Source organism: Marinomonas lutimaris (genome assembly GCF_019426345.1).
Classification (GTDB): Bacteria; Pseudomonadota; Gammaproteobacteria; order Pseudomonadales; family Marinomonadaceae; genus Marinomonas; species Marinomonas lutimaris.
Genome location: NZ_JAHLLW010000010.1, coordinates 122950 through 149343 on the forward strand (window position 1 = coordinate 122950; position 26394 = coordinate 149343).

General features: G+C 41.6%; 18 protein-coding genes and 1 tRNA gene. 11 read left to right on the forward strand and 8 right to left on the reverse strand.

Features of this window, described 5'->3' with window-relative positions; all coding sequences use genetic code 11:
- Positions 1-24 precede the first annotated feature (24 nt).
- The 5 genes from KPL72_RS13075 (at position 25) to KPL72_RS13095 (ending at position 6072) form a co-directional block, all read left to right on the forward strand.
- The gene (locus KPL72_RS13075; RefSeq protein WP_219703175.1) at positions 25-2604 is read left to right on the forward strand and encodes a circularly permuted type 2 ATP-grasp protein; all 2580 of its coding nucleotides are present in this window, start codon (positions 25-27) and stop codon (positions 2602-2604) included.
- Complete coding sequence (locus KPL72_RS13080; RefSeq protein WP_212917833.1) at positions 2601-3482, forward strand: transglutaminase family protein; 882 nt, start codon at positions 2601-2603, stop codon at positions 3480-3482. The genes KPL72_RS13075 and KPL72_RS13080 overlap by 4 nt, the downstream gene beginning before the upstream one ends.
- A 235-nt stretch (positions 3483-3717) precedes the next feature.
- Positions 3718-5097, forward strand: coding sequence for a DEAD/DEAH box helicase (locus tag KPL72_RS13085; RefSeq protein ID WP_219703177.1), 1380 nt, complete (start codon positions 3718-3720; stop codon positions 5095-5097).
- A gap of 110 nt (positions 5098-5207) precedes the next feature.
- Positions 5208-5621, forward strand: coding sequence for a hypothetical protein (locus tag KPL72_RS13090; protein ID WP_212917831.1), 414 nt, complete (start codon positions 5208-5210; stop codon positions 5619-5621).
- A 46-nt stretch (positions 5622-5667) separates the two neighbouring features.
- A complete protein-coding gene (locus KPL72_RS13095; RefSeq protein WP_212917830.1) occupies positions 5668-6072 on the forward strand; it encodes a hypothetical protein in 405 nt (134 codons plus the stop codon).
- A 50-nt stretch (positions 6073-6122) separates the two neighbouring features.
- Here KPL72_RS13095 and KPL72_RS13100 read toward each other — a convergent pair whose 3' ends face one another.
- Together KPL72_RS13100 and KPL72_RS13105 are read right to left on the reverse strand one after the other, a co-directional pair.
- Positions 6123-8114, reverse strand: a complete 1992-nt coding sequence (locus KPL72_RS13100; protein WP_219703179.1) for a methyl-accepting chemotaxis protein — start codon at positions 8112-8114, stop codon at positions 6123-6125.
- 172 nt (positions 8115-8286) lie between these two features.
- Positions 8287-9678 carry an L-cystine transporter gene (locus tag KPL72_RS13105; protein ID WP_219703181.1) on the reverse strand — a complete coding sequence of 464 codons (1392 nt, stop codon included), beginning with the start codon at positions 9676-9678 and terminating at the stop codon, positions 8287-8289.
- 306 nt (positions 9679-9984) lie between these two features.
- Between KPL72_RS13105 and KPL72_RS21460 the strand changes: the two genes are divergently transcribed.
- The 4 genes from KPL72_RS21460 to modC all read left to right on the forward strand — a co-directional run bounded on the left by KPL72_RS21460 (position 9985) and on the right by modC (position 15107).
- Positions 9985-12441, forward strand: a complete 2457-nt coding sequence (locus KPL72_RS21460) for an HD domain-containing phosphohydrolase (RefSeq protein WP_219703182.1) — start codon at positions 9985-9987, stop codon at positions 12439-12441.
- Between the two features lie 100 nt (positions 12442-12541).
- Complete coding sequence (gene modA, locus KPL72_RS13115) at positions 12542-13300, forward strand: molybdate ABC transporter substrate-binding protein (RefSeq protein WP_219703184.1); 759 nt, start codon at positions 12542-12544, stop codon at positions 13298-13300.
- A gap of 8 nt (positions 13301-13308) precedes the next feature.
- Positions 13309-13992, forward strand: a complete 684-nt coding sequence (gene modB, locus KPL72_RS13120; protein ID WP_114412330.1) for a molybdate ABC transporter permease subunit — start codon at positions 13309-13311, stop codon at positions 13990-13992.
- Positions 13993-13994: 2 nt separating this feature from the next.
- Positions 13995-15107, forward strand: a complete 1113-nt coding sequence (gene modC / locus KPL72_RS13125; protein WP_219703186.1) for a molybdenum ABC transporter ATP-binding protein — start codon at positions 13995-13997, stop codon at positions 15105-15107.
- A gap of 11 nt (positions 15108-15118) precedes the next feature.
- Here modC and KPL72_RS13130 read toward each other — a convergent pair whose 3' ends face one another.
- The 3 genes from KPL72_RS13130 to KPL72_RS13140 form a co-directional block, all read right to left on the reverse strand.
- The gene (locus KPL72_RS13130) at positions 15119-15931 is read right to left on the reverse strand and encodes a TOBE domain-containing protein (RefSeq protein WP_219703188.1); all 813 of its coding nucleotides are present in this window, start codon (positions 15929-15931) and stop codon (positions 15119-15121) included.
- A 69-nt stretch (positions 15932-16000) separates the two neighbouring features.
- Positions 16001-16951 carry a nucleotidyl transferase AbiEii/AbiGii toxin family protein gene (locus KPL72_RS13135; RefSeq protein WP_219703189.1) on the reverse strand — a complete coding sequence of 317 codons (951 nt, stop codon included), beginning with the start codon at positions 16949-16951 and terminating at the stop codon, positions 16001-16003.
- Positions 16952-16955: 4 nt separating this feature from the next.
- The gene (locus KPL72_RS13140; protein WP_219703190.1) at positions 16956-17735 is read right to left on the reverse strand and encodes a type IV toxin-antitoxin system AbiEi family antitoxin; all 780 of its coding nucleotides are present in this window, start codon (positions 17733-17735) and stop codon (positions 16956-16958) included.
- Positions 17736-18274: 539 nt separating this feature from the next.
- Between KPL72_RS13140 and KPL72_RS13145 the strand changes: the two genes are divergently transcribed.
- Positions 18275-23539, forward strand: a complete 5265-nt coding sequence (locus tag KPL72_RS13145) for a hypothetical protein (protein ID WP_219703191.1) — start codon at positions 18275-18277, stop codon at positions 23537-23539.
- 146 nt (positions 23540-23685) lie between these two features.
- On the opposite strand, the gene KPL72_RS13150 is transcribed toward KPL72_RS13145, so the two are convergent.
- Both KPL72_RS13150 and KPL72_RS13155 read right to left on the reverse strand, forming a co-directional pair.
- Positions 23686-23762 (reverse strand) — tRNA-Ile (locus KPL72_RS13150).
- Between the two features lie 174 nt (positions 23763-23936).
- Entirely contained in the window at positions 23937-24455 is a 519-nt protein-coding gene (locus tag KPL72_RS13155; RefSeq protein WP_212917823.1) for an isochorismatase family protein, read from the reverse strand.
- Positions 24456-24580: 125 nt separating this feature from the next.
- Between KPL72_RS13155 and KPL72_RS13160 the strand changes: the two genes are divergently transcribed.
- Positions 24581-25525 carry a GlxA family transcriptional regulator gene (locus tag KPL72_RS13160; protein ID WP_219703192.1) on the forward strand — a complete coding sequence of 315 codons (945 nt, stop codon included), beginning with the start codon at positions 24581-24583 and terminating at the stop codon, positions 25523-25525.
- 1 nt (position 25526) lies between these two features.
- On the opposite strand, the gene KPL72_RS13165 is transcribed toward KPL72_RS13160, so the two are convergent.
- Positions 25527-26369 carry an AraC family transcriptional regulator gene (locus tag KPL72_RS13165; protein ID WP_072840239.1) on the reverse strand — a complete coding sequence of 281 codons (843 nt, stop codon included), beginning with the start codon at positions 26367-26369 and terminating at the stop codon, positions 25527-25529.
- Positions 26370-26394 lie beyond the last annotated feature (25 nt).

Sequence of the window (26394 nt, forward strand, 5' to 3'; positions counted from 1 at the left end):
AATTTTTTTAGGCTCAAGCACATTATGCAACTTCAAACAGGTACTTTTATAACGTCGGTAATAGATGAAAAACCGACGTTATCTTCCGCCTATGATAAACCGATAAATGCTTATGATGAGGCCTTCACGGAAGATCGCCAACCGCGCGCACATTGGGAAGACCTTTTGCGCAACATGAGCAATCTCTCAAACGAAGAAATGCTAGACCGACAACGTCGTGCTCAGCGCATCCTTCGTGAAGACGGAGCTACCTATAATTTAACCAGTGACCCACTCACACCAAGTGTGTGGTCGCTGGACCTTATTCCCAACATTATTCCAACCAATGAATGGCTTGCCATCGAACAAGGCTTAGCTCAGCGCTCAAACTTATTCGATCTGATCTTAAAAGATCTATATGGTCCACAAGAATTACTGAAAAACGGCATTATTCCATCTGAAATTATTTTTAGTCATCCAGGATTTTTACGTCAATGCCACGGTGTGATGGTTCCCGGCTCACATCAACTTTTACATCATGCTGTGGATCTAGTTCGTGATCATACTGGCCAATTCCAAGTCATTGGCGATCGTACCCAAGCACCAAATGGTGCAGGCTACGCATTGGAAAACCGCACAGTGGTGTCACGTGTTATTCCAAACAGTTTCCGAGATAGCCAAGTGCGTCGTCTTGCAGGATTTTTCCAATCCTTCAAAAATATGCTGTCTTCCCTTGCAAGCCAATGGACGGATACGCCACGTATCGTCATGCTGTCTCCTGGCGCCTACAGCAGCACGTATTTCGAACAAGCTTACTTATCAAACTATCTTGGCTTTCCATTAGTTCAAGGCAGTGACTTAACAGTGCGTAATGGCGCGGTATGGATGAAATCCCTAAACGGTTTGGCTCGAGTCGATGTCATTCTTCGTCGAGTCGATGACGCCTACTGCGATCAAGCCGAACTAAGAGCCGATTCTTTCCTTGGTGTTCCAGGTTTATTGGAAGTAGTACGAGCAGGTAACGTTGTGCTGGCCAACCCATTGGGCAGCGGCATTTTAGAAGCGCCAGCGTTAGTTAAGTTTCTGCCAGCCATTAGCGAGTTTTTGACTGGCGAACAGCTCACCTTACCATCGGTAACAACTTGGTGGTGTGGCAATAAAGACGACTTCAACTATGTTATCGCCAATATTAATAACCTAATTATCAAACCTGCGATTCGCAGTCATAGCAGCAACAGCATTTATGGGCACACGCTGAGTGAAAAACAAAAACTCAGCACCATAGAAAAAATCAAGAAAGCCCCTCATCTCTACACGGCACAAAGTTATGTGCCAGGATCAATGTCGCCTATTTGGTTGGACGGAAAAATACAAGCCAGACCTAGCCTATTACGAGCTTTCACTATTGCTGGCCCAACAGATTACATAGTCATGCCCGGCGGTTTATCTCGTGCTGGCGAATCGCCAAAAGACACTATTGTTACCAATATGTCTATTTCAAAGAGTAAAGACACTTGGATCATCGCCGCAGAACCTGAAACACACACCACCTTGCTCAATGATCAAGTCTTGTTACAAGACGAAGCCTTACAATCAAACTTGCCAAGCCGAGTGGTAGAAAACTTATTTTGGATGGGGCGCTATGCAGAACGCGCAGAAATAAGTATGCGCTTGCTACGTACCATTTTTAAACAAATGAATGGCATTGATCCACTGCCAGAAGAAAGCCGTCGCATGCTACTTGAAATGGCCTCTACACAAACGGGCTGCTTACCTGGCTTTATGGAAGCGGATGAAAAGCTGCTAGCCAACCCAGAAGCTGAACTCGTTTCTATCATCACGGATGGCAGTCGAGCAGGATCGGTCAAAGCCAATCTGCAAGCCATGTTAAGTTGTGGCGAGCAAGTCAAAGAAATGCTTTCGGCCGATACTCGTATCATCATCAATGAGCTTCGTGACCACATTCATGAGCTAGACCGTGCTTATACCAATGGCTTGCCTTCAGCGCCGGAAGAATCGCTAGACAGCCTAGTTACTTCCTTATTGGCACTGTCCGGTTTGAATCATGAAAGTATGCTACGTGGACTTGACTGGACGTTTCAAGAAATTGGCCGCCGTACTGAACGAGCATTGCAAACAGCAACCTTGCTACGTTCCGCGCTAACCAAACCACTGCCATCAGGACCACAGCAACAAATTCTAGAATCTGTTTTATTGAGTGTAGAAGCCCTTATTTCTTTCCGTCGTCGCTATCGTAATCGTGTTCGTGTGGCTTACGGATTGGATCTATTGATGATTGATGGCACCAATCCACGCTCTTTACTTTATCAAGTAGAACAACTGCGTAAATACATTAAAGAACTACCAAGAAATGAGACGACAACAGCGGGGCTCAGCCCAGAAAATAAAATCATTTTAAAGTCACTAAATGATATTCAGCTTGCCGATTTGGAAGAGCTTGCTAAGGTCGATCCAGACAGCCAGAGCCGTCTAAAATTAGAACAACTTATGACCGAACTACTAGATCAGCTAGAACAATTCACCGTCCTCATTAGCGATAAGTATTTTGACCATACCGCTGGCCCTCAGTCATTGACCGAAGCCATCAGAGGAACAAGTATATGAGATACCGCGTTCGTCATATAACGGAATATACCTATGGAGCACCCGTGAGCTTATGTTACAACATGGCTCATTTGTTGCCACGAGACACACGCAATCAACGCTGCTTAAATCAAAAAGTACAAATTAATCCACCACCAGTTTATCAAAACGATGGCGAAGATTATTTTGGTAATCAGACGTTTTATTTTTCTATTCAAGAAGCACATAAAAAGCTGGTTATCGATGTCACTACTGACTTCGAAATTTCGCCATTGGACGTACTGCAATGGCAAATGCAAAGCACACTGACTTGCGGTCAATTGCGTACGCAATTAAGCAATCCAAATACCCCTGAACTACGCATGGCAAAAGAGTATTTACTGGATTCACCGCAAATTCGCTGCTCAGAAGATTTAAAAGCCTACGCGCTAAGCACGTTTGCAGATGACAAACCGGTCTTGCAAGCCGCACTGGCTTTCACCCATAAGATCTTCACCGAGTTCAAATTTGACCCAACAACGACAACCGTTGCGACGCCGCTTGAACAAGTACTTAAACAGCGCAGCGGTGTATGTCAGGACTTCGCTCATTTAGCCATTGGCTGCTTGCGCTCGGTAGGCATTCCAGCTCGTTACATGAGCGGCTATCTGGAAACCTTGCCACCACCAGGACAAGAAAAATTAGTTGGTGCTGATGCTTCCCACGCTTGGTTCGCGGTTTTTATCCCTGAATTGGGCTGGGTGGAATTCGATCCAACTAATGACTTAATGCCAAGCGACCAACATATCGTCACCGCATGGGGACGAGATTATGCCGATGTCACACCATTGCAAGGTGTGATCTTTGAAGGCGGAGGTTCTCAGCAGCTTGCCGTGTCAGTGGATGTAAAACGAGTCTAACGAAAAAACTAGGGAAGATACGAATAAGTCTTTGCTCGACATAGTTTGCTCGACGCAGTAAGTCGATGCAAAGACGCTTTTACTGCACTTTTTAATGAGATTTAAGCCAGTGCAATTATCGTACAAAAGCCATACTACATAGCATGTAGAGCCGATATAAGGTAAGCTTCGCGAAATTCTTGCATAACCTGACCTTTCAGCTTTGCACCTGCCTTTATAAAACATGAGAACATCTATGAGTTTCAACAAACTTGGGCTTTCTGCCCCCATCCTAAAAGCCATTGAAGATCAAGGCTATACTGAGCCGTCTGCAATTCAAGCTCAGGCAATACCCGCCATTCTTGAAGGCCAAGATGTGATGGCCGCAGCCCAAACAGGGACAGGCAAAACAGCCGGTTTTACCTTACCCTTGCTTGAAATTCTAAGTAAAGGCGAAAACGCACAAAGCAATCAAGTTCGCGCTTTGGTATTAACGCCAACTCGTGAATTGGCAGCGCAAGTCGCAGAAAGCGTCAAAAATTACGGTCAGCATTTATCGCTTAAATCAACCGTGGTATTTGGTGGCGTTAAAATCAATCCGCAAATGATGGCACTACGTCGCGGCGCAGATATTTTGATCGCAACGCCTGGCCGCATGATGGATTTATACAATCAAAAAGCGGTACGTTTCGATAAGCTAGAAATCCTAGTATTAGACGAAGCAGATCGCATGTTGGACATGGGCTTTATCCATGACATCAAAAAAATCCTCGCGATTTTGCCGAAGAAACGTCAGAACCTATTGTTCTCTGCGACCTTCTCTCCAGAAATCCGCCAGCTTGCAAAAGGCTTGGTAAACAACCCAGTCGAGATTTCCGTTACGCCGCGTAATGCGACAGCGGTCTCTGTAGAACAGTGGTTACATCCAGTCGACAAGAAACGCAAAACTGAGTTGTTAATTCAACTTATCGCTGATGGTCGCTGGGATCAGGCATTGGTTTTTTCTCGCACTAAACACGGTGCCAATAAGATCACCAAACAATTAGAAGATGCTGGCATTCGTGCTAGCGCCATTCACGGCAACAAAAGCCAAGGCGCACGTACTCGCGCTCTATCAGACTTTAAAGAAGGCCGTATTCGTATTCTTGTCGCGACAGACATCGCGGCACGTGGATTGGACATTGAACAGCTGCCTCACGTAGTCAACTTTGACTTACCAGATGTAGCAGAAGATTACGTTCACCGTATCGGTCGTACTGGCCGCGCTGGCGCAACTGGCAAAGCCATTTCATTGGTCGCTGCCGACGAGCTAGACCAATTACGTGCTATCGAGCGTTTGACTCAGAAGCTAATTGAACGTCGCTACGAAGATGATTTCATGCCAACGCACATGTTGCCTGATACCACTCTAGATACACGTCCAATCAAGCCTAACAAGCCGAAAAGACCGCGTGAGCAAACCAATGGTCCACGACAGGGTAATGGCGCAAAACAAGGTGGCAATCCAGCGAAACAAGGCAATGCGCCTAAGTCTGGCAATCGTCGCCCTAGCGCACCAAAAGCAGAAATGACACCAGGCCAAGGTTTACGCAGCAAGCCTCTAGCACCTGCGCGTCGTAACCGTAAACCAGATTAATTCTCATCAACTAATCTGCTAGAATAAATAAAGCCACAGTGAGACTATCTCACTGTGGCTTTGCTTTATCTAAAAGACTATTTGAAACTCAACAACATCAAGGACGTGTTATGGGAATAATCATTCTCCCTCTTTTTTTATTTTGGGTAATCTGCTTTCTTTTCTCGCTTCGAATCGGCTATGTCTTATTGAAAGAAGAGAAGCTGTTTGTCTATAAAATACTACCAACGCTAGCCGCCATTCTTCTCGCCATCATGTATATGAAGCACTCTATCAATCAGTTTGAAAGTAGTGAGTCGCTCTGGGCATTTGAAATAATATTTTTCTTCTTATTTAACCTTGATGCTGCACTGCTATATTTAGCCGCATTTTTAGCCTATTTCATCCTCAAGAAACGCATTAAAAACCCATCAATTAAATCTCTCATTTTCATCATCGCGCTCTCTATTTCATTAGGCACCTTGCTTGGTTCATTTAGTAGTGAGAGCTTTATGGAAGAACACAACATCGAACAAACACACTGAAAAAAACACAAATAAGCACTAAATATTAAAACGATAGGATCAGATCATGGGATTAATTTTAGGACCACTTTTACTGCTTTGGATTATTGCAGCTGGATTTTCAATTTATATGGGAAATACGCTATTAAATGATTACCAAATATTTCAAGCATACATGATTGCCATAGGGACTACTGTTTCATATGTTTTACTCAATTTGATCATTAGATACGGAAACAAAAAAGAGCTTTGGATTTTCGAAATTCCCTTCTTTTTCACGACCAACAAAATTAGCTTGTTTCTATATGGTGCATCTATATTCTTTTACGTTTGGGGAGATGCCTTAAAGGCCCAAGAATATGGCAATGAAATGATATTTGTCTTAAATTTCACTATTTCCTTTAGCGCGATTATAGGCACATTTAGTAATGATGTTTTCATGAAGACCTTCGAGATAAAACGCACTCATTAGATCAAAAAAGACATCAAACTCTCAGTATGAAAGTTTGATGTCTTTCCTAGCTAACTCAATTTATACGAGCTAATCTCTTTCAGTACATTTTCAAAACGCTGCTTAGCTTGCGCTGATCCTTCGTCGGTTTTATTAACCATATCCAGAATTCGTTCCGAACGTTCGCTGACATTCTGAATATTCTTATTAATTTCTTCAGACACTTGAGATTGTTCTTCTGACGCGGTAGCAACTCGTTCTATGGTTTGCGCTAGCTTCTCAATAGCATCAAACAAGCCTTGCATCATGGTGACATTCTCAGTCACCACATTCGAAGTTTGCGTCGCCATGCTGGCACATTTATCCATGGATTGTAGAGCGCTCTTACCTGACCCCACCAAGGCTTCGATCATTGAACGAATCTCTTCGGTCGAATTTTGTGTACGCTGAGCAAGCGTTCTCACTTCATCCGCCACTACCGCAAAACCTCGCCCTTGTTCTCCTGCACGAGCCGCTTCTATCGCTGCGTTTAATGCCAATAAATTAGTCTGTTCAGCGATAGATTCAATGGTTTGTAAGATGCTGCTAATTTGCTCCGTATGACCAGTAACCGACTGCACCGCTTTATATCCGCCATCCACTTCCAAAGATAAATTAGCGATGGATTGTAGAATAGTCTGCATCCGCGCTGAGCCTTGAGTGCTTTGCTCACGAATGCTATCAGTCGCTTCAGCTGAAGCTAGCATATCTTGAGAAATCGTATTGCTCGTTAGAGACATCTCCTCCACTGCCGACGCCATAAGATCAGTCTGATTAAACTGGTCCTTGGTTTCCTGTAACGCATTTCTCGAATAGCCACTCAGCACATTCATACTTTCTTTAGATTCAGATGCCATATCAACCATCAAATGGAAAGACTCACTCAAATGATCTAAATGAACGTTTAAGTATTGGATGATCTCACCCAACTCATCATGTGATGTATTTTCAATTCTGCCGACCAAATTACGATCTGTAGAGACATTGGATAAGGTCTGGCTAATCCGTTCGACACGCTTAGAAAGAGATCGAGTAAGAGAAAATGCTAACCAAATAACAGGAGTAATTAATAAAATAAAACCAATAATCAAGCCATTACGATAAAGCTCGCTACGTGAGGTTAACGATGAACTAAGAATATTAATCTCAGAGCTAATTTTATCCGCAACACCTTTTATCAAGCCTATCTTTGCTGTGGCAAGTGCAAACCAATCAGCAGGGCCATTCACAGAAGAAACATCTTTTGTCGCTAAAAAATCATTCGTAGCTTGGGTAACCGCCTTCCATTTAGCATCTTTCATAGCGGCATTCAGCAACGCCTCTTCTTTATCTGACGCCGTCACAATAAAGTGCTCTAGCTGATGATGCTCATCTTCAATAAAGGCCGCTATTTGTGACTGACGTTTTAACGTTGTAGATTTAGCCGCATATACGCCATTTAGAGCCCCACGGTACTGACCTGCTCGCTCTTTCATCCATAATAAACTTAAACGGGCTTCCAGTGCTTTGGCAATATCTCGATTTCTGATATCCAAAATAACACGCTGAATAGAGTTTAACGCTTGGCGGTTTACCTCAGAGTAAAAGTCAAAAGCCCCATTATCAGCCGCCAAAGCATCGACTTTTTGGCGAACCTGATTTTTATCTTTCAGCATGTTTAAAACAGGAGTTCGTAAACGATTCAAACGCTCAGAAGTAAGCACCTCAAAAGCGCTATCATCTATATTTTTAAGCGCTGCCTCTGCATTGTCGGCTAACTTACGCTGCGCCAATAAAGTATCTTTTCCGTTGCTGCCTTTACTACCTAAATAACCCGCACTTAAACCACGCTCAACCGCAAAATTGTGAGCCACTCCATCTAAAATAGACGATAACTTCACCATGTCTTCGGCGATACGACCTTCATGAACACGTTCATTTAAATCTTTGACTAAAAAACCCACAATAATAATGGCAAACAGCGATGGTAAAATACCAACAATGGCGACCGAATGGGATACTTTTAGATTTGAAAATAAGGACACACGCCTCTCCTTGTCGTTGTTATTAAGCAAGCTTAGATTAATTCAAGCACTTTGCATGCCTAATACTCAAATTTTCTATTTGAAAATTAATTACTCATAAAAAGCGTGGTATATAAACAAAAAAACCACCCGAAGGTGGTTTTAAAATAAAAGCAATCAAACTGCTTTGCTATTAACTGTTTCTCAGCTCGGCTTCTGGAACTTCATCTTGTTCAAACACACTCGAATCAGAATGACCAAGCCATTTCGACGTAATACTACCCGCGGTCATTGCACCATTAACGTTCACAGCGGTACGACCCATATCGATCAAAGGTTCGATAGAAATCAATAAGCCAGCCAACGCAACAGGCATATCCAGCGCAGACAATACGATCAAGGCTGCAAACGTCGCGCCACCACCAATGCCAGCAATACCAAATGAGCTAATGGTTACGATAGCAATCAGTGAAATAATAAAGCTCGGATCTAATGGATTAATGCCTACTGTTGGTGCAATCATCACTGCCAACATGGCTGGGTACAAACCAGCACACCCATTTTGACCCATAGTTGCACCAAAAGAAGCCGAGAAATTGGATTCACCTTCACCGTTACCTAGACGTTTAACCTGAGTATCGATATTCAACGGAATCGTTCCCGCACTAGAGCGAGAAGTAAAAGCAAACAACAATACAGGTAGAACTTTCTTAAAGTAGCGCAGCGGTGAAATGCCATTAAATGCCAACAAACATAAATGCATGACTAGAATAAGCGCCAAACCAACATAAGACGCCACAACAAAGTTAAGCAAAGTCAAAATATCAGAGACATCTGACCCCGCAACAACCTTAGTCATCAGCGCAAGAATACCGTATGGCGTCAGGCTTAACACCATACGAACCAAGGTTCTAACGATTGATTGAGCGACATCAACAAAACGCTCAAAACTTGCCCCTAACTCTGGCTCAGTACGAGCAACGGTCACACCTGCCACGCCAACAAAGGCTGCAAAAATAACCACAGCAATGGTAGAAGTCGGACGACTTCCTGCTAAATCCGCAAAAGGGTTACCTGGGAAGAAAGAGGTAATCATATCAGCAAACGAAACATTCGCTAATCCATCTAAGCGAGTTTCCAATGCTGCACCGCGAGCCATTTCGCGAGCGCCCTGCACAATACCATCGGCCGACAAACCAAATAAGTTACTGACGAAAACACCGATCAAAGCAGAAACCGCCGTTGTCGCCAACAAGATACCAATAATACCGCCAGACATCTTGCCCAAAGAGCCCGTGTCTTTAACCTTAATAATAGCGCCAATAATAGACACTAAAATTAACGGCATAATGATCATCTTCAGCAAGCTAACATAGCCATAACCGACGATATTCACATACTCTAATGTTTCGTTAGCTTCTGTACTGCCAACACCATAGATAAATTGCAACGCAGCACCAAACGCCACACCAAGACCCAAACCAGTAAATACTTGAGTCGATAACGTCTTTTTCGCTTTTTGCAGTTTGAACAACAACGCGATTAACAAAGCGAACACCGCTAAGTTAATAATGGGATACAACATGGAGAAAAAACCTTAAAAAATAAGTCATAGAACACCGAACCTGTTCACCTAAACATCAATCAACAAGTCAAATCGGCAAGTTAGCGCAATGTTAACAAAATGTTGACTAAATGGATAAGAAGGAAAAATGATTAACTTATATAAGAAAAACGAATAAGGAAAAAACTTGAACGAATGATAAAACAAGAAAAGTCACAAATCGTCACACTTATTCATTTGCACTAATTCACAGATTAGACTTCTATTAAAAGGCGCGTAAGTATCTAGCAAATTCGGCTTTTAACGCTTATTGCAAGGAAGTAAATAGTGACAACCAAAAAACGGATATTCAAGCGATTCTCTATCAGAATTCTTGTTGCCAATATGTTTCTTCTGGCAATCGTCATTACCGCAGGTATTGCTATTTCTCTGCAATACAACGCCAGTAAGAGAATGGCTGTCGATCACATGCTGTCAAGTATGAATCTACTTTCTGATCACATGAGCGACAGTGTTTATAGCCTAGACAGCGATGCCAAACAAACAGTCAATCTGCTTGCAGAGCTAATCAATTCTGATTTATCAAACACCAGCATCGAACGTAAAAGCAGTCTATTTGCTCAATTTCTACAAAAGCGTCCCCAGCTATACAGCGTCTATATTGGTGATAAGCAAGAAAACTTTTTTCAGCTCATTAACCTAGACTCAGCCAAAGACACAAGACAACGAATGGGGGCACAAGCGGATGATCGTTGGGCTGCGGTAGATATTTCTGGGAGTGGCGAAAAGCGTTTACGCATTACCTATTATTACTCCAGTACCTTTCGCCTTAATCACCAACAAACAGAGAAGAGTAGTTTCTCCCCTACAGAGAGACCATGGTTTGCGGCATCAGAACAAAATAATATCTATACAACTCAACCCTATCTTTTTCAGCACTTACAAGTTTCTGGACAAACCTACGCAAAGAGAATCCGCAACACAGATCAAGTAATAGGCTTAGATATCCTCTTATCGTCTTTATCAGATCAACTTACTTTGTCTTCATCGAAACTTATAAATGGTCAGGAGCAAGCCTTTTTATTCAACCAAAATGGCAAAATCATTGCCTCAAATCTAACGAATAGCGACTCAGACGCATCGTCGTCTCATCAATACATTCAAGATTACCTTGGCATAGAGTCAAAAAAATTAATCGACATTGCCAACACCCCAAACGCAAAACAGCCAACTCTTATCGAAAAAGAAGAGAGTCGCCGATACTATGCATTTATCACTGCCATCGGCAGCGACATACTTAATCAACAATACATCACCGTCACCCTACCAAAAGACGTGTTATTTCAACAAGCAACCAAAGAAGCGCTTCACTCAACATTATTAAATGCTTTGGTAATGATCATATTATTGCCAATTATCTGGCTTTTCAGTGCGCCCATAGTGCGCCCTATTAGACAATTACAACTTGAAACAGAGAAAATCAAACAACGCCAATTTGATGATGTAGTCTTCACAGACTCGCACATTAAAGAGATATGGCAACTCTCTAACTCCTTTATATCCATGTCTCAAGATATTAAGCAGCATGAAGCCAACCAGAAAGAATTTATGGAGGCATTAATCCGCCTTATCGCAACCGCTATAGATGACAAATCGGCGCACACAGGTGGTCATTGCTATCGGGTTCCAGAACTTGGTCTGATGATCTCCGACGCCTTAGAAAAAACAGAAGATGGCCCTTATAAAAACTTCCAATTTGCCAATGACAACGAACGTCTAGAGTTTCGCATTGCTGCTTGGTTACACGACTGTGGCAAAATCACCATGCCAGAACACATCATAGACAAAGGCTCCAAGCTGGAATGTATTTATAATCGTATTCATGAGATTCGCATGCGATTTGAAGTCTTATGGCGTGATGCAGAAATAGATTACTTACGTGCCGTGTACATTGAAAAACAAAACCCAACCGTCGCTTTAACAACATGGCAGGAAAACCAAACAAGGCTTCAAGAAGAATTTGCTTTCGTAGCCAAAGCCAACGTTGGCAGTGAATTTATGAGCGAACAAGACCGGGAAAGAATCAAAGCCATTAGCGCACAAGAATGGACTCGAAATTTTAATAATCGCTTAGGATTATCTCCTGCAGAAGAAATGATGCTTGCCAAGCAAGAACAAGATAACAAGCTAGACAGCGACCAACCTACCACCATAGAAACACTACTGTCAGATAAACCTGAACATATCATTCCACGACATAAAAATATCAAGTTTGACGCATCTTTAGGCATAAAGATGACAATACCGGAACATCAATATAACCAAGGTGAAATCTACAATCTCACTATAAAAAGAGGCACGCTCACCGAAGAAGATAGGTTTAAAATCAATGAACATATGATCAGCACAATTACCATGCTAGATAGCCTGCCATTTCCGCCAGAACTCAGCCGAGTACCTCGTTACGCTTCAACTCACCACGAAAGAATGGACGGCCAAGGCTATCCACGAAAACTCAATGCAGAACAACTTAGTATACCCGACAGAATACTCATGATCGCCGATGTATTCGAAGCGCTTACCGCCGCAGATCGACCTTATAAAAAGGCCAAACCAATCAGTATCGCCATCGACATCATGTTTAACATGTGCAAAGAAGGACACCTTGATCTACAGCTATTCCGCTTCTTTCTCACCAGTGGCACTTACTTAAAATACGCCGAGAAATTTTTACCAAAAGAGCAGATAGATACCGTTAATATCCAACCTTATCTAGAAGAATAAATAGAAGAACGCTGTCCTCTTGCGCCACTTCGCTATATAACGCAATATATAACGCATCAATATAAATCCTATTCTCAAGCAATGTTATAAGGGTAAAGCCATGCGATTATTCAATTCACTAAGCATCATACTATTAAGTTTCTTGATGCTTAGCCCTTCAAGCTATGCCGAAGAAGTCCATGCCGCCGTCGCATCAAATTTTACTACTCCTATGAAAGACATCGCCAAACAATACGAGGAAGAATCTGGCAACAAAGTGATTTTATCCTTCGGTTCCTCTGGTAAATTCTTTGCTCAAATCCAAAACGGCGCACCTTTTGATGTCTTTCTATCCGCTGATCAAAACAAACCCGACGCCTTAGAAAAAGCAGGCGCCATAATCCCAAACAGTCGCTTCACCTATGCCATTGGCGCCTTGGCTTTGTGGTCGTCTAAAGCCGATTTCATCGACAACAATAACGCTCGTTTAAAAAGCGGAGATTTCAATAAACTGGCCTTAGCCAACCCAAAACTGGCGCCTTATGGTGTGGCAGCAATGGAAGTATTAAAAGGTTTAGGAGTTACAGAAAAGACACGATCAAAATGGGTAATGGGCGAAAACATCTCGCAAACCTATCAATTTGTCAGCACGGGGAATACCGACTTAGGATTCGTTGCTCTGTCACAAATAATGAGCAAAGGACACATTAAATCAGGCTCAAGCTGGATTATTCCCTCGGATCAATACAGCCCAATACGCCAAGATGCCGTGTTATTAAAAAAAGCTGAAAATAGCGCCGCAGCAAAAGGCCTGATTGACTATCTACGCAGCGACACAGCCCGTAACATCATCCATTCATACGGTTATAAAACGGAATAACAGCCAATATGCTTTCTGCGTCAGACTTAGAAGCCATTTGGCTAACCTTTAAAGTAGCGACAACTGTTACTGTTATTTTACTGCTCATTGGAACCCCCATCGCTTGGTGGCTGGCACGAACCCGCTCCCGCCTAAAAGGGCCAATCAGCGCCATCGTTGCCCTACCGCTTGTGCTTCCGCCCACCGTATTAGGTTTTTATCTACTGATCGCCATGGGTCCCAATGGTTTTATTGGTCAATTGACCCAAGAATTAGGTATAGGAACACTGCCCTTTACCTTTTGGGGATTAATCGTGGCGTCAGTATTTTATTCTCTACCTTTTGTCGTGCAACCCATACAAAACGCCATTGAAGCCATTGGTGAGCGACCATTAGAAGTGGCCGCCACCTTGCGAGCAGGAAGCTGGGATCGATTTTTCACTGTAGTTTTACCATTAGCGAAACCCGGCTTTATTACGGCTGCTATTTTAGGCTTTACGCACACGGTCGGCGAATTTGGCGTTGTCTTAATGATAGGCGGCAACATTCCCGGACAAACTCGCGTAGTATCCGTGCAAATTTATGACCATGTTGAAGCATTGGAATACGACCAAGCTCACAAACTCGCCGCCATCATGATCATCTTTTCTTTTGTGGTGTTGCTCAGCCTTTATAGCTTCCAACGAAAAAACACCCTGTGGGGAGCTAAATAGCCATGCCAACCAACAAGATCGTAGTGGAAAATACAGAACAAGGCCTACACGCCAAATTTCACTTACAGCATCCACAATCCCACTTTGCTTTAAATGTCGATCTCACGCTGCCAGACAGCGGCGTCACCGCTATCTTCGGGCAATCAGGCTCAGGGAAAACGACCCTATTGCGCTGTATTGCAGGTCTAGAGCGAGCACAGCAAGGGCATTTTGTGATGAAAGGCGAAACATGGCAAAACGATAATTTTTTCCTACCGACACACAAACGGCCATTAGGCTATGTGTTTCAAGAACCTAGCCTCTTTCCCCATTTAACCGCAAAAGGCAATTTAGATTACGCCATTAAACGCAGCGGCATTCCCTTACCTGCTGGTTTATATGACCAAGTCATCGACTTAATGGGCATTGAATCCATACTAAAGAATAATTCGCAGCAGCTTTCAGGCGGTGAAAAACAACGTATTGCCATCGCGCGCGCCTTATTGATTCAACCCAAATTATTGCTTATGGATGAACCCTTAGCCTCACTGGATAATGCGAGAAAACAAGAGATATTGCCGTATCTCGAAAAGCTGAAGTCCACACTCAACACGCCCATTTTGTATGTCAGTCATTCAGTCGAAGAAGTGATGCGCCTAGCGGATCATGTTGTACTGATGGAAGATGGCGAAGTCGCCACTCAAGGACAGGTAGAAGAGGTTTTCTCACAACTAACATCACCATTGCTGTTCAATAATGACACAGGTGTCATCTGGCAAGGCCAGATTGTCCAACAAGATGAAAAGTGGCACTTATCAAAAGTCTCTTGTGCTGGCAGTGACTTATGGATTCGTAACAACGGCGACAGTCTTGGTCAGCAGGTTCGAGTCAGAATACTCGCCACCGATGTGAGTCTAACGCTAACTTGCTATGAAGATTCCAGCATATTGAATCGACTGCTAGTCAGTGTGATCGACATTATTCCCGACCAAGACCCAGCCATGGCGTTAGTCCGCTTACAGACAGAGCAAAACACACTCATTGCGAGGCTGACCTATCGATCCGTTGATCACTTAGCCTTGGAGGAAGGAAAGAGACTATGGGCGCAAATTAAAAGCGTGGCGCTGGTCAGATAACTGCACCAGCGTCACGCGTCTTTCAGTAGAATAACGCTTGGCGCTTTGAACAAGGCGCAGGCTGCTTGCCCTACTTCCAGCTCTAGCTCTAGTGCGCTTATATTCGTGATAACAGCAGACACAGACTTGCCACCACCAATATCTAATGTCACATCCGTATTCACCGCACCTGGCAACAAACGAGAAATCGTACCGACCAACTTATTTCGAGCGCTGGTGACTACCTTGGTATTCGTACTTAAAATCACCGAAGACGCCTTAATCAAAGCCACCACATCGCTGTTCTTCTCTAACCCAAGCTGCTCAACGCTTTCCTGAGTGATCATCGCAATAATGGATTGATCAGTGCCAATATCCAACTCAACCTCAGTATTCACAGTACCAAGAGTAATATTGCTAACCGTGCCTCTAAATTGATTTCTTGCACTGGTTTTCACACTCTCGCTCCTCATAAAACTCGCCACATCATTTAAGTTATGCAGTTTATCGCCTAAGCGTTCAATGAATTTCTGATGCTCATCCTGCAAAGCTTGGAAACCTGAAATCACCTTGTGGCCCAACTCGGTCAACAGCGTTCCGCCGCCTTGCGCACCGCCCGTAGAGCGAACAACTAAAGGCTGAGCCGACATATTATTCATCGCATCAATACGATCCCAAGCGGTTTTATAACTTATTCCTACTTGCTTCGCCGCCTTAGAAATAGAGCCACACGTATCAATCGCCGCCAACAACTCAATCTGCGCCGACGCAAAAGGTTTATGCTGCTCGGTTAACAGGAAAACCTCCCCCTTTAACCCAGCCAATGCTGTTTTTGTATTATCCATGGAGTGCTCTCTTAGAAATAATAGCCAATTGTGCCCGTCAGTTTAAAGATATGCAGTCATTGCTGAACACTAGGATTTACCATTTTTTGGGCTTGCCAGCTTCTGCCACTCATCTAGTACTGCCTCTAACTTAAATAGCTGGGCTGCGTGTTTGTCTTGATTTTCAGCCAACTTAGCAATGTTTTGCAGTTTCCAACGTATGGCTGGTAATTCTGCTACTTCTGGAAAATCAAACAATGACCAATCAGGATTTCCTTGCTTAAAAGACAATAGAAATGCGCGATCTTGCAGTGTGAAGTGTGTTTGTAGAGCCATCAACATAGCGGGCCTTACAGAAACCAAATCTTCAAGATCAACAGTTTTAAAAGTCATCCCATCAAACTCTTTGTAAAATGTCTCATCAAGCGACTGCCAATTAGGCGCCATCACTTCACTTATGGGCCTTGGGTGACTTAAAACATAAGTAAGAAATCCTACGAAGATTTCCCGAGAAATACCGCCCTCTTCAAGTAACATACGGACATCAAATAAATCTCGAGGATGCTGACGATCCATTGCTGCACATAGCTTACCGCCATAAAGATCCGGAATACTAACAACCTGCACCTCGGCATAACCAAACTCGTCTTCTACTGAAGGCTGAACGGACATTGTCTCAGGTTGATGTAATGTACCTCTCGCAACAGGAGAAACCTCAATTTTGATTGTTGCATTTGGGCTTGTTACTACAATCCGAAGCTCGTCTATCTTTTGATCTTGTAATACGGCACGAGTCAAAGGCTGAACATTGATTAAGTCTGTAATCCGTTGTAGAGCCGCTCTTACATTTGCTAATGCTTCATCTCTAGGTTCAAGTGGGAGATAAGCCAAATCAATATCCACTGACAAGCGAGGAAAATTTCTCACAAATAAGTTAATAGCCGTACCGCCCTTAAGTGCAAATACCGGCTCTGTTGCTACCACTGGCAACATCCTAATAAGTAACGAAACCTGATTGTAATACGGACTATCCCTATCCATTGCTCTACTCTCCTTTTTTGGTACTAAACGTTTCTGGCACTGTGATTTGATAAGCCTCATCAAACCGCCCGTTTTCTACAACTTGTCGCTTACCAGAACCTAATTTGATCGTTTTTTCATCAATACGCTTAACCCACTGATGACCGTAATAATGGCTTAAAAACAAAAACACGCGATTCGTTTGAACCGAGCTACTACGCTCAAGAAGAGATTGCACCTTCCTCGGGCTAAGATTCACTAAACCTTGAAAAAGTTCTGCCGCATGCTCAAACGAAATTTGTTTGCCGATTGCATCAACAACTTCATAAGCTGCAAGCTCGGGACAACTGACTGGCAATTCTCTTCCTTTAACTATTACCGTCTTCAAGTCTCTATCAGGAATGACTTCAAGTTTATGGTTACCACAGTAAAACCAATTCTGGTGTTGAAACTCACGAAACCATTTAGGTAGTGATTGCTTGTTTTTTACGCCGATCCAAACCTGTCCTTTGCTTAGCTGTAAGTAATGGCTTAGTCCTTGATGAGTCAAACTGCTCAAACCAGCAAGATGAACGGGAAAATGCAACTGCCCATCAATAGCTTGTATGGCATCAACCCAGCTAGGCTTGAGTTCATCCTTTCCATCAGGGCGATAATAAACACCAGAACACAACTTCTTCAGCCAACCACTCTGTGCATACTTCTGAGCTAAAGAGTAGCTAACGCCATTCTCAGTCAGCCATTGCTGAAGAACAAGCGCTCCAGGAGCTGTATGGGTAACAAGCCAGTTTATTTTAGATGACATTTTCACACTATAGGTATCAAAATAATCTTTATATCAAACCACATTGTTTACTATAAACCAAATATTAATACTTAAAGTATTAAAATATACAACAAAATAAACAAAACCAAAGACGTAAAATGTCTAATTTTGATATGAAATTATTGGTATATCAGTCGATATGAAAGTGAAGTCGATGATCACTGTTTGCATAACTTACTGGAAAAACTCTCTTTTAACCCAGTCAACACCGTTTTCTTATTATCCATGAACACTCGCTTGCAAATCAGTCTACCGATTCAGTAATTACGGCTCATTCATAAAGTAATCAAAGCACATTATTCAAAATCATTTCCCCCCATTCAAGAAATGGTGTCACAATGAAAAAGGATCGTTTACACCCGCTGAACGATGAGGCAAATGGATATATCTGCGCTTGCCACAAACGTAGATCACTACAATTAATATATGTGCAGTGATGTAAGCACTATAGAAAGGTAGCGTTCAAGCAAACTTTCTTCTAGTTACAAGTATTGAAGTTATTTAGGGACACTAACGCTATGACCAAGAACTCAAAGGTTACACCAACTGAACTTACCAGTGGAAAAGGATTTGATTTTGAAGATTTAGTTGGGGCTTGGCTGACAACCTACATGCTGTCGTCTTCCCATTTTATTCCGCATAAGTCCTCGCTTATAAAGGCAATCTACTTTCAGGCAGGTAATAGTGGTTGGATCTTTGATGATATTCTTGTTGAATTTAGTGATAGTAAAAAAGACTTCAAATTAGCTTTATCTGTAAAGAGTAATAAGCAGTTCACATCTAAAAAAGCACCAGATGATTTAGTAGAAGACATATGGAAGCAATTTTTGAATGAAAGTACACCATTTGACAGTAATTGTGACTATTTAGGTATTGTGACTGCCCCTCTATCAGGCATATCAAAAACATCTCTGACTTCATTACTTACTAAATCAGAGTATCTTCCTGAAGGTGAGTTACAGGAACAAGTAGACAACACTAAGTTGGCTAAAAATGTATGCTCTCTACATAAAAGCTTTAACTGCTCTTCTACCTTGTTAGACGCTGCTAACAGACTAAATTTAAATACCGACAAAATTTTAAAACGTTTTAAAGCCTATCAATGTGACTTTTATGACCAACCCTCAACCAGTGAAATTCAGTCAATTACCAATATTAAAAGTATTTTAGTTGACCCTAGTGCGAGCAACGCGACCGATGTTTTTGAAAAAATCTGCACATTGGTTAAACGTTATAGAGTTAACGGAGGTGCTATAACGTCGCAAATAGCAGCATCTTTCATTGCAAAAGATATCCAGCTTAAAACAGCTCCCGAATTTGCAATGGATTTGAAGAAGCTTAAAGCCTATAGCACGTCTGCAATGAATAGAATTGATAGTTCAATAGGCAGTCAGGTTTCACTATTAAGAGTAGAAGAAATAAGTAAAGTTAGAAAATCCATTTCTTCCGCTAATGTTTCCATAGTTTTGGGAGAGTCTGGCTCAGGTAAATCAGCATTGGTTAAAAGACTTGCTTTATCGCATACAAATAGAATTTGGGTTGAGCCTTCATTGTTCGAATACAACTCTTTACATGAAGCCGAAAATGGAGCTTTTCAGTTAAAGAATCCTTGGGTAGATATAGCAGCCGAAATAACGTCTAAGTACAAAATACTTGTAATCGATGCTGTAGACCGCCTATGGAAATCTAGCTATTTTTCAACTTTAGGCGAGTTTTTAGAACCAATACTTTCTGAGAATACTGGCTTAAAAATAGTTATCACTTGTCAGTCATTCCATTGGCAAAGAGTGCAAAATGAATTATTAAAAATAGGCAGCGCTATTGCAACTGAAAATACTGTTTCGTTGGGTGATATTAGCCAAGATGACATAGCGACTCTAAGAACCCTGTATCCTCAGTTTAATAAACTTCTGGCCACTGAATCTGTAAGAAAATTTTTATTAAGGCCTAAAGTTCTAGATTTATTTTCTAAGCTACCACCTTCGAGCTTTTCTAAATCTAACCCGTGGCACTCAGAAGTCGAGCTCATTAACTGGTATTGGGATTCTGTAATATCGAACTCTACTCATGGTGCAATGAAAGAAAGATTCCTCATCAAACTATCTAAACTACAGGCTGAAAACCTGGTTAACACTACTCAAACAACTATGTTTGAAGTTCCTGAATTATCAGTTCTTGAAGAGCTAGAACAGTCACAAATATGCTACCGTAAAAAGGGATATATATACTTAACACATGACATCTATTCCGACTGGTTTAAGCAGCGGACGCTTGTAAATGAAAGAGTGAGCAATCCATCCTTTTTAGATAGTTGCATTAAGAATCCACAATGGCATCGCGCTATTTCACTTTTTGGCTCAGAGCTGGTTCAAGATGAGCTTGCAACGGCTGAGTGGGAAAATGTTATTAAAAGTGCGCTAAAAAGTAAAAACTTTCTTCTTGTTGACTTATTGCTTGATGCCATTATTCATACATCAAATTCATGCGAACTTATTCTGAAACATTGGGTGTTTTTAACTACTAATAAAGCAGCTTTACTAGATCGATTCTTTAAACGATTTTTATACATTGCTACACAAGCCAATAAAAAAACTATCGCGCTAGCTAAATATTTCAATGTTTCCGAGTTAGATGCATCGCTTATAAACCGAACACCTATATGGTTAATGTGGCCGAGTGTTTTAACGTTAATCATAGAGAAACAGGAAGATTTAATTGAGATAGTACCTAAAAATACAGCTGAAATTTGCAAACTTTGGGTAAACAACACACAGAAAGATGTCCCCTATCGGAAAGACCTATCAGAAATTGCAATTAAAATTGGCTGGCGAGCTTTGCAATGCAATCAACACTATAGGTATCATGATCGATGGGCTGGTCATAATCACGATGATATTTCGTTTTATTACGAAACTGTCCTTAGCTGCGCTGCAGAAGATACAGCTAAAGTAATTCAGTTTGCTAATTGTGCATCAGGTATTACAGAGCCAACCACAGAATTACCACCCGACCCTCCACGAGAACCAACAACAGATCCTCAAGCACTAGAATATTTTGCGAAAATGGAGCAATCCTCTACCTTTTTGGACGAGGACAAGCAGGAGCTTCCACTAATAGAAGGTGGAGCAATCTATAAAAGAGATCACTACTTTCAGAAACTAGTAATAGAAACAAAGTTTTTCATAAATTTGATGCTCTTATCCCCTAAAGAATCAGCCGACATTATCCTAGCGAACTGTATACGAGAGCCAGGGGCAAAATATCGTTATAGCAGCTCTGATATTGACAAAGATTATGGTCTTACAAAAAATCTAATGAGGCTATTTCCTCCTTTTTATACAAAAACCCCCTTCCTTGAATTATTAACCATTTCGCCAGAGCAAGGAATGAGAGTTATATTGCGTTTGACCGAAATAGCAACAAGCCAATGGTTATCTAAAGAGCGTTTTCGAAGAGAGCACTCTCGACAGAATATGTTCGACGAAGGCTATCCTTTAAGCATAAACCTATCAATAAAAGGGGTTATTAAAGAATATTATGGTGATCGAAGGTGGATGCATGCCTGTAGAAATACCACTATTGTGCCTGATTTACTTACATGTGCCTTAATGTCATTGGAGAAGTGGCTATCTGACAAGCTTGATAATGGGGAAGATGTTAACCAAGAAATAGAAGAACTTTTAACGAAAAGTGACTCGCTGGCAATTGTTGGAGTTTGCTTTCAAGTAGCAAAAAAAGAAAGCGCTCTATTTAAAGGAGTTTTATTTGAGCTGCTTATGAACCCATGGATCTTTGTATATGACCTTCATCACTGTATAAGCGATGAACACCATCAAATGATTGGGCATAGAAGTATGGGAGAGACAGAACACCAGTTCAACGAAGCTAAAGAGTGGCACTTACGTGAATATAGGAAAACGCATCTTGAGACGATAATTTTTCGTCAAATACTTAGTGATCAGAATTTTGAGAGAAAAATAAGAAATGAGCTACTTCCTACCTTGCAAAACTTGCTTAATAAAACGTCTAAAGAGGATGAATATTATACATTCATTTTAAAACTCAGACACCAGCTAGAACTAAAAAACTGGACTACTTTTAAGAATAAAGACGGAAACATTCAATTTAAGTTTAATACACCGGGTGAATTGTTAGAGCTACAGAGAAAAGATGAAATTTATTTTGAGACAAAACAGATCATCCTTCACCTACCTAACAAATGTCTTGAAATTTTAAATTCAAATATAAAATTAAATGAACAAGAATTTAAAAAAATATTCGATAATTTATCAAACATAGAGCCTAACATACTCAAACAAGAAGATGAATATTTATCTCTTGTTAGGAGTCAGTGTGCAGTCGCTACAACTATTATTTTAAAAAGAGATCAATTACCTAATTTATACAGAGAGCATAGAGAATATTGTAAAAATATTTTACTACATTACTCATTAAATCCTCCTCAACAAGAGTTTGAAATTGCTGAATCGAATTTTGAAATCGAATGGGATAGATTTTGTGCAAAAGCATTACCAAAATTGCTCGCTGAAAATAGCACTGAAAAAGAGCTTCGCACTGCTATTGTGAAGCTATGTTTAGGTTTGCATTATGAAACCTTGGGGGTATTAGTTTCTCAATGCTTTTTATTGCGTGATCAGATACAAGAAGACTTTTACCGCTTACTGAATCTAGTCAATTTTTGGGCTGCTCTAAGATTAAGGATAATGATAGCAACGAAGGATAATATATGGGGGAATGAGCCTCTAACAGCTGAGCAGCTATATACTAAAGTAGATCAATTAGCCGATAAGTTTATTAATAAAAGCTTATCAATAAGCTTGCCAGTATGGTCGAACTTACAAGTTTTATATAGTCAATATAATAATGAAATAGAGGTAAATACATTCCCTGAAATTTATAGAAAAATGGACTGCCACGTTGTCATGTATGGTTACTCATGGTTACCCCCACTCGATGAAGCAATAACCGATAAAGAAAAAGACGAGTGGTACAGCATATACCAACAATTATCTCTTGTTTTATGGGAACGTCTAATTTTTGAACTAGATGAGAAAGACGAAATTGATGGCACTCCATACGAAATTGACTATTGGATTATCGATAAGATAATAGGCACTTTATTACATTGTCCGAAAGATATAGCCCGAAAGCTATGGGAGCCGCTTCTTAGTGTAGGAGCTGCCGCTGAGTATTGGATCACTGATTTTATGCGTAAATGGTTTAATCAACTATCCAAAGTAGATGTCAATAAAATGCTATTCCTAGACATCTGGAGGGATATGATTGTCTTCGCCAAAAACTCCGAAGCTTGGTTTTCAGAAGTAGCTCATTGGCATACATGTGGAAAAGTTTGGGAAGCTCTTCTGGGCTTCGACTTGATTACAGCTCAGTCTGTATGGAAACAAGATTATACTGATTTAATAATAAGTATGCGCCATGAACTTAGTTACTATGCTGAGAATCACTTAACAAACTATAAAATTGAGCATTTTGCATCCTTTCTAAATACGACTAGCGGCAAAGCCTTATCGTTAGATGGTGTAGTTTGGATTTATCAACATATGACTAAATATAAATCGTCGCGTATAGAAAAATATACTCAAGATTCGGTTAATGATCTGATTAGATCTGTCCTTGACGCTAATCGATTTGACCAATTATCAAAAGACAGCAAAGGCGCTATTCTTGGTCTCTTAAAACTACTAGCGGACTGTCAGAATACTAAATCAATGGAATTATATAAGAAACTCACATTTCAATAATTTTAGCCCTAAGTCACGTAGTTCGGTAATCCTCACTTTTTTATCGAAGAGAGCTTGCTTAGGTCACCCATTAGAACCCCCAAAAATCGTAGGCAATAAAAAAGCCCCGACTGTTAGTAAACACTAACTGCCGAGGCTTCGATATATGGTGGGCCTGCCCAGACTTGAACTGGGGACCTGCCGATTATGAGTCGGATGCTCTAACCAACTGAGCTACAGGCCCTAAAAGCGTTGCAGATTATAGCGATATGCTCGCTGCTTGCCAAGAAGTCGATGCAATTTATGTGTAATAAATTTTCGAAAGTGGTTGATTAACAGGCTATTTTTCAATCAACCACTTGCCTAGCCCTTTTGTTTTCTACCTTGCCACGCTTTTTAGCAATGGGATTAAGCTCCCCTAAACTCGTTCAAAAGCGTGCTGAATGTCGGTATAGGTCACTTTAGCCTTAATCGCTTCTAAGGCAATTAGGTGCAGTAGTTGTTCACGAGTAGTACAAGCATCTGGCAAGATGCTGACTTGATAAGGATCAGCGGCATCAGAAATGGCGGTATGAGTTACACAGTTTTGCGTCATCATGCCGCAGATAACCAAGCGGTCGACTTCCAGTTCTTCTAGCAGTTGCGTTAGGTTTGTCTCTTGAAACGCATCCGCGTGTGCTTTTGTTACGATGGGTGCATCTAGTGCGGCGTCTAGAATCGCTTGGTGTATTTTCACCCCTTCACTGCCTTCAGCAAATAACGGTGATTCGCTTGCAGCCACATGTTGCACAAGTATCACAGCTGCATCTTGCTCTTTCGCGGCTTGAATGGCGTTAAGTATTTCTTTTAGGGCTTCATCGGCATTCCATAGAGGAAAGCTACCATTAGCGAAGTAGTCGTTTTGTGGATCAATCACTAATAATGCAGTGCGGCTCATTGTTGGCTCCTATTCTATTGTTTACAAAGACTGTATCAAGAGTACTAGAATCGCAAAACGACGGATTCCATTACAGTGTCAAATTTGACATATTAGAAGGCTAAAATGACAAACAGGATAAATCCTTGAAACATTATCAAATCGCTGTGCTTGCTTATCCCCATTCTCTTTTGTCGGCGGTTTATGGTTTTGCCGAAACGTTCGAGCTAGCCAACGAAGCCTGCAAAGAAATAGGTTTGGAAATTCGTATCACTACGCATATTTTACACGAGGCAGACTTAAAGAAAGACTTGGACACGCAATCTCACTATCATGCAGTCTTGTTGCCGCCTAGCTTACATAAAGCCAGTTACAGCGAGAAAAATGTCAGCATCAATGATTTTTTAATCGCACAGCATCAACAAGGTGCCATACTTTGCAGTGCCTGTGCTGGTGCGTTCTTTTTGGCATACACAGGTCTTACAGATAAACGCCAAATGACGACGCACTGGGCGCTAGAAGGTTTGTTTAAGGAACGTTTTCCTCAGCAAGCAATGGACACGTCGAAGATATTGATTAACCAAGGCGATGTGATCAGCGCCGGTGGCATGATGTCTTGGATGGATTTGGCCATGGAACTAGTACAAGTACTGACGAATGCTAATATCGTTCGTCAGTTAGGCAAAACATTAGTGATTGATACAGGTAAAAGAGAGCAACGCTACTACCAACAGTTTCAACCTAATTTCGACCATGGTGATGCGGCGATTTTGACGGTTCAGCATTATTTACAAGGCCATTTTGCCGAACTGCAACGCACTGAAAGCATGGCCGCTCTCGCTAAATTAACGCCGAGAACCTTTTTAAGACGCTTCGCTAAATGCACTGGATTCAACCCAAATGAATATTTGCAACGTATCCGTATTCAAACGGCTTGCGATGCCTTAGAACAAACAACGCTGTCGTTCGAGAGCATCGCCCTGCAAGTAGGATATGAAGATGTTGGCAGTTGCCGTAAGGCCTTTCAAAAGATTATGGGGTTAACGCCCAGCGCCTTTCGCCAGCGTTTTGTATCGCCATCACCCCATTAATTCAAAGACGAGATTGACGACCAATGTCTCCCGGTGTCATGCCAATGACTTTTTTAAAAGTCCGGCGAAAAGCCGCCTCGCTTTGATAACCCAATTCATCACTTAAAATTGCGAGATTTCGGTCACCATTTTTTATCCGTTGCGCAGCTAAACGCATGCGCCATGAAGTCAAATAAGCCATGGGAGACATTCCCATCGTACTTTTAAACAAGCCACTAAATACCGAACGTGACATACCCGCTTTTTCGGCAAGACTAGCAACCTGCCAAGCTTGTTGAGGCTGCTCATGGATAGCCACAATTGCCCGCGCCAGCCTCGCATCACTTAAACCTGCTAACAAGCCTAATTCGATTTTTTTGTTTTGAATAAACAATCTCAGCATTTGCACCAAATAAGCTTCAGCTAGTCGCTCAATCACCACTTGAGAACCACAACGAGGCTGCAAGCTTTCTGTGAGTAATATGCTTTTCAAAGGCGACAATTGCAGGGCAATCTCATCACCTTTTTCGACTTTCACCCATTGCCATTCCAAGTCCAACAATGGATTAAGCGCTTTTGTGGCGAAATCAAATTCACAAATTAATAACTTAGTTTCACAGTGTAGCCTTTGTATAAGCGATGCTCTGAGATCCTGGCCCGTAGCAAACCACACACCATCACCCTCTTTCAATCTCGTTCGGCTTTCACCGTGTGTGGTTAAAGAAAGTTCTCCGGAGATTAAATACAACCAATAGCTAGAATCTGCTGATAAAGCCAAACGCTCATTTTGACGAGAAAAATGGAAAGCGCTTATCGAAGTCGCCTTAGGGCGAAACGCACTTAATACCGATGAAAGACGATCCATAATAATTCTTCCTCAAGAGAAAATA

Coding starts and splice junctions, on each gene's coding strand:
- KPL72_RS13075 (WP_219703175.1), top strand. CDS start 25: ATGCAACTTCAAACAGGTACTTTTATAACGTCGGTAATAGATGAAAAA.
- KPL72_RS13080 (WP_212917833.1), top strand. CDS start 2,601: ATGAGATACCGCGTTCGTCATATAACGGAATATACCTATGGAGCACCC.
- KPL72_RS13085 (WP_219703177.1), top strand. CDS start 3,718: ATGAGTTTCAACAAACTTGGGCTTTCTGCCCCCATCCTAAAAGCCATT.
- KPL72_RS13090 (WP_212917831.1), top strand. CDS start 5,208: ATGGGAATAATCATTCTCCCTCTTTTTTTATTTTGGGTAATCTGCTTT.
- KPL72_RS13095 (WP_212917830.1), top strand. CDS start 5,668: ATGGGATTAATTTTAGGACCACTTTTACTGCTTTGGATTATTGCAGCT.
- KPL72_RS13105 (WP_219703181.1), bottom strand. CDS start 9,678: ATGTTGTATCCCATTATTAACTTAGCGGTGTTCGCTTTGTTAATCGCG.
- modA (WP_219703184.1), top strand. CDS start 12,542: ATGCGATTATTCAATTCACTAAGCATCATACTATTAAGTTTCTTGATG.
- modB (WP_114412330.1), top strand. CDS start 13,309: ATGCTTTCTGCGTCAGACTTAGAAGCCATTTGGCTAACCTTTAAAGTA.
- modC (WP_219703186.1), top strand. CDS start 13,995: ATGCCAACCAACAAGATCGTAGTGGAAAATACAGAACAAGGCCTACAC.
- KPL72_RS13130 (WP_219703188.1), bottom strand. CDS start 15,931: ATGGATAATACAAAAACAGCATTGGCTGGGTTAAAGGGGGAGGTTTTC.
- KPL72_RS13135 (WP_219703189.1), bottom strand. CDS start 16,951: ATGGATAGGGATAGTCCGTATTACAATCAGGTTTCGTTACTTATTAGG.
- KPL72_RS13140 (WP_219703190.1), bottom strand. CDS start 17,735: ATGTCATCTAAAATAAACTGGCTTGTTACCCATACAGCTCCTGGAGCG.
- KPL72_RS13145 (WP_219703191.1), top strand. CDS start 18,275: ATGACCAAGAACTCAAAGGTTACACCAACTGAACTTACCAGTGGAAAA.
- KPL72_RS13155 (WP_212917823.1), bottom strand. CDS start 24,455: ATGAGCCGCACTGCATTATTAGTGATTGATCCACAAAACGACTACTTC.
- KPL72_RS13165 (WP_072840239.1), bottom strand. CDS start 26,369: ATGGATCGTCTTTCATCGGTATTAAGTGCGTTTCGCCCTAAGGCGACT.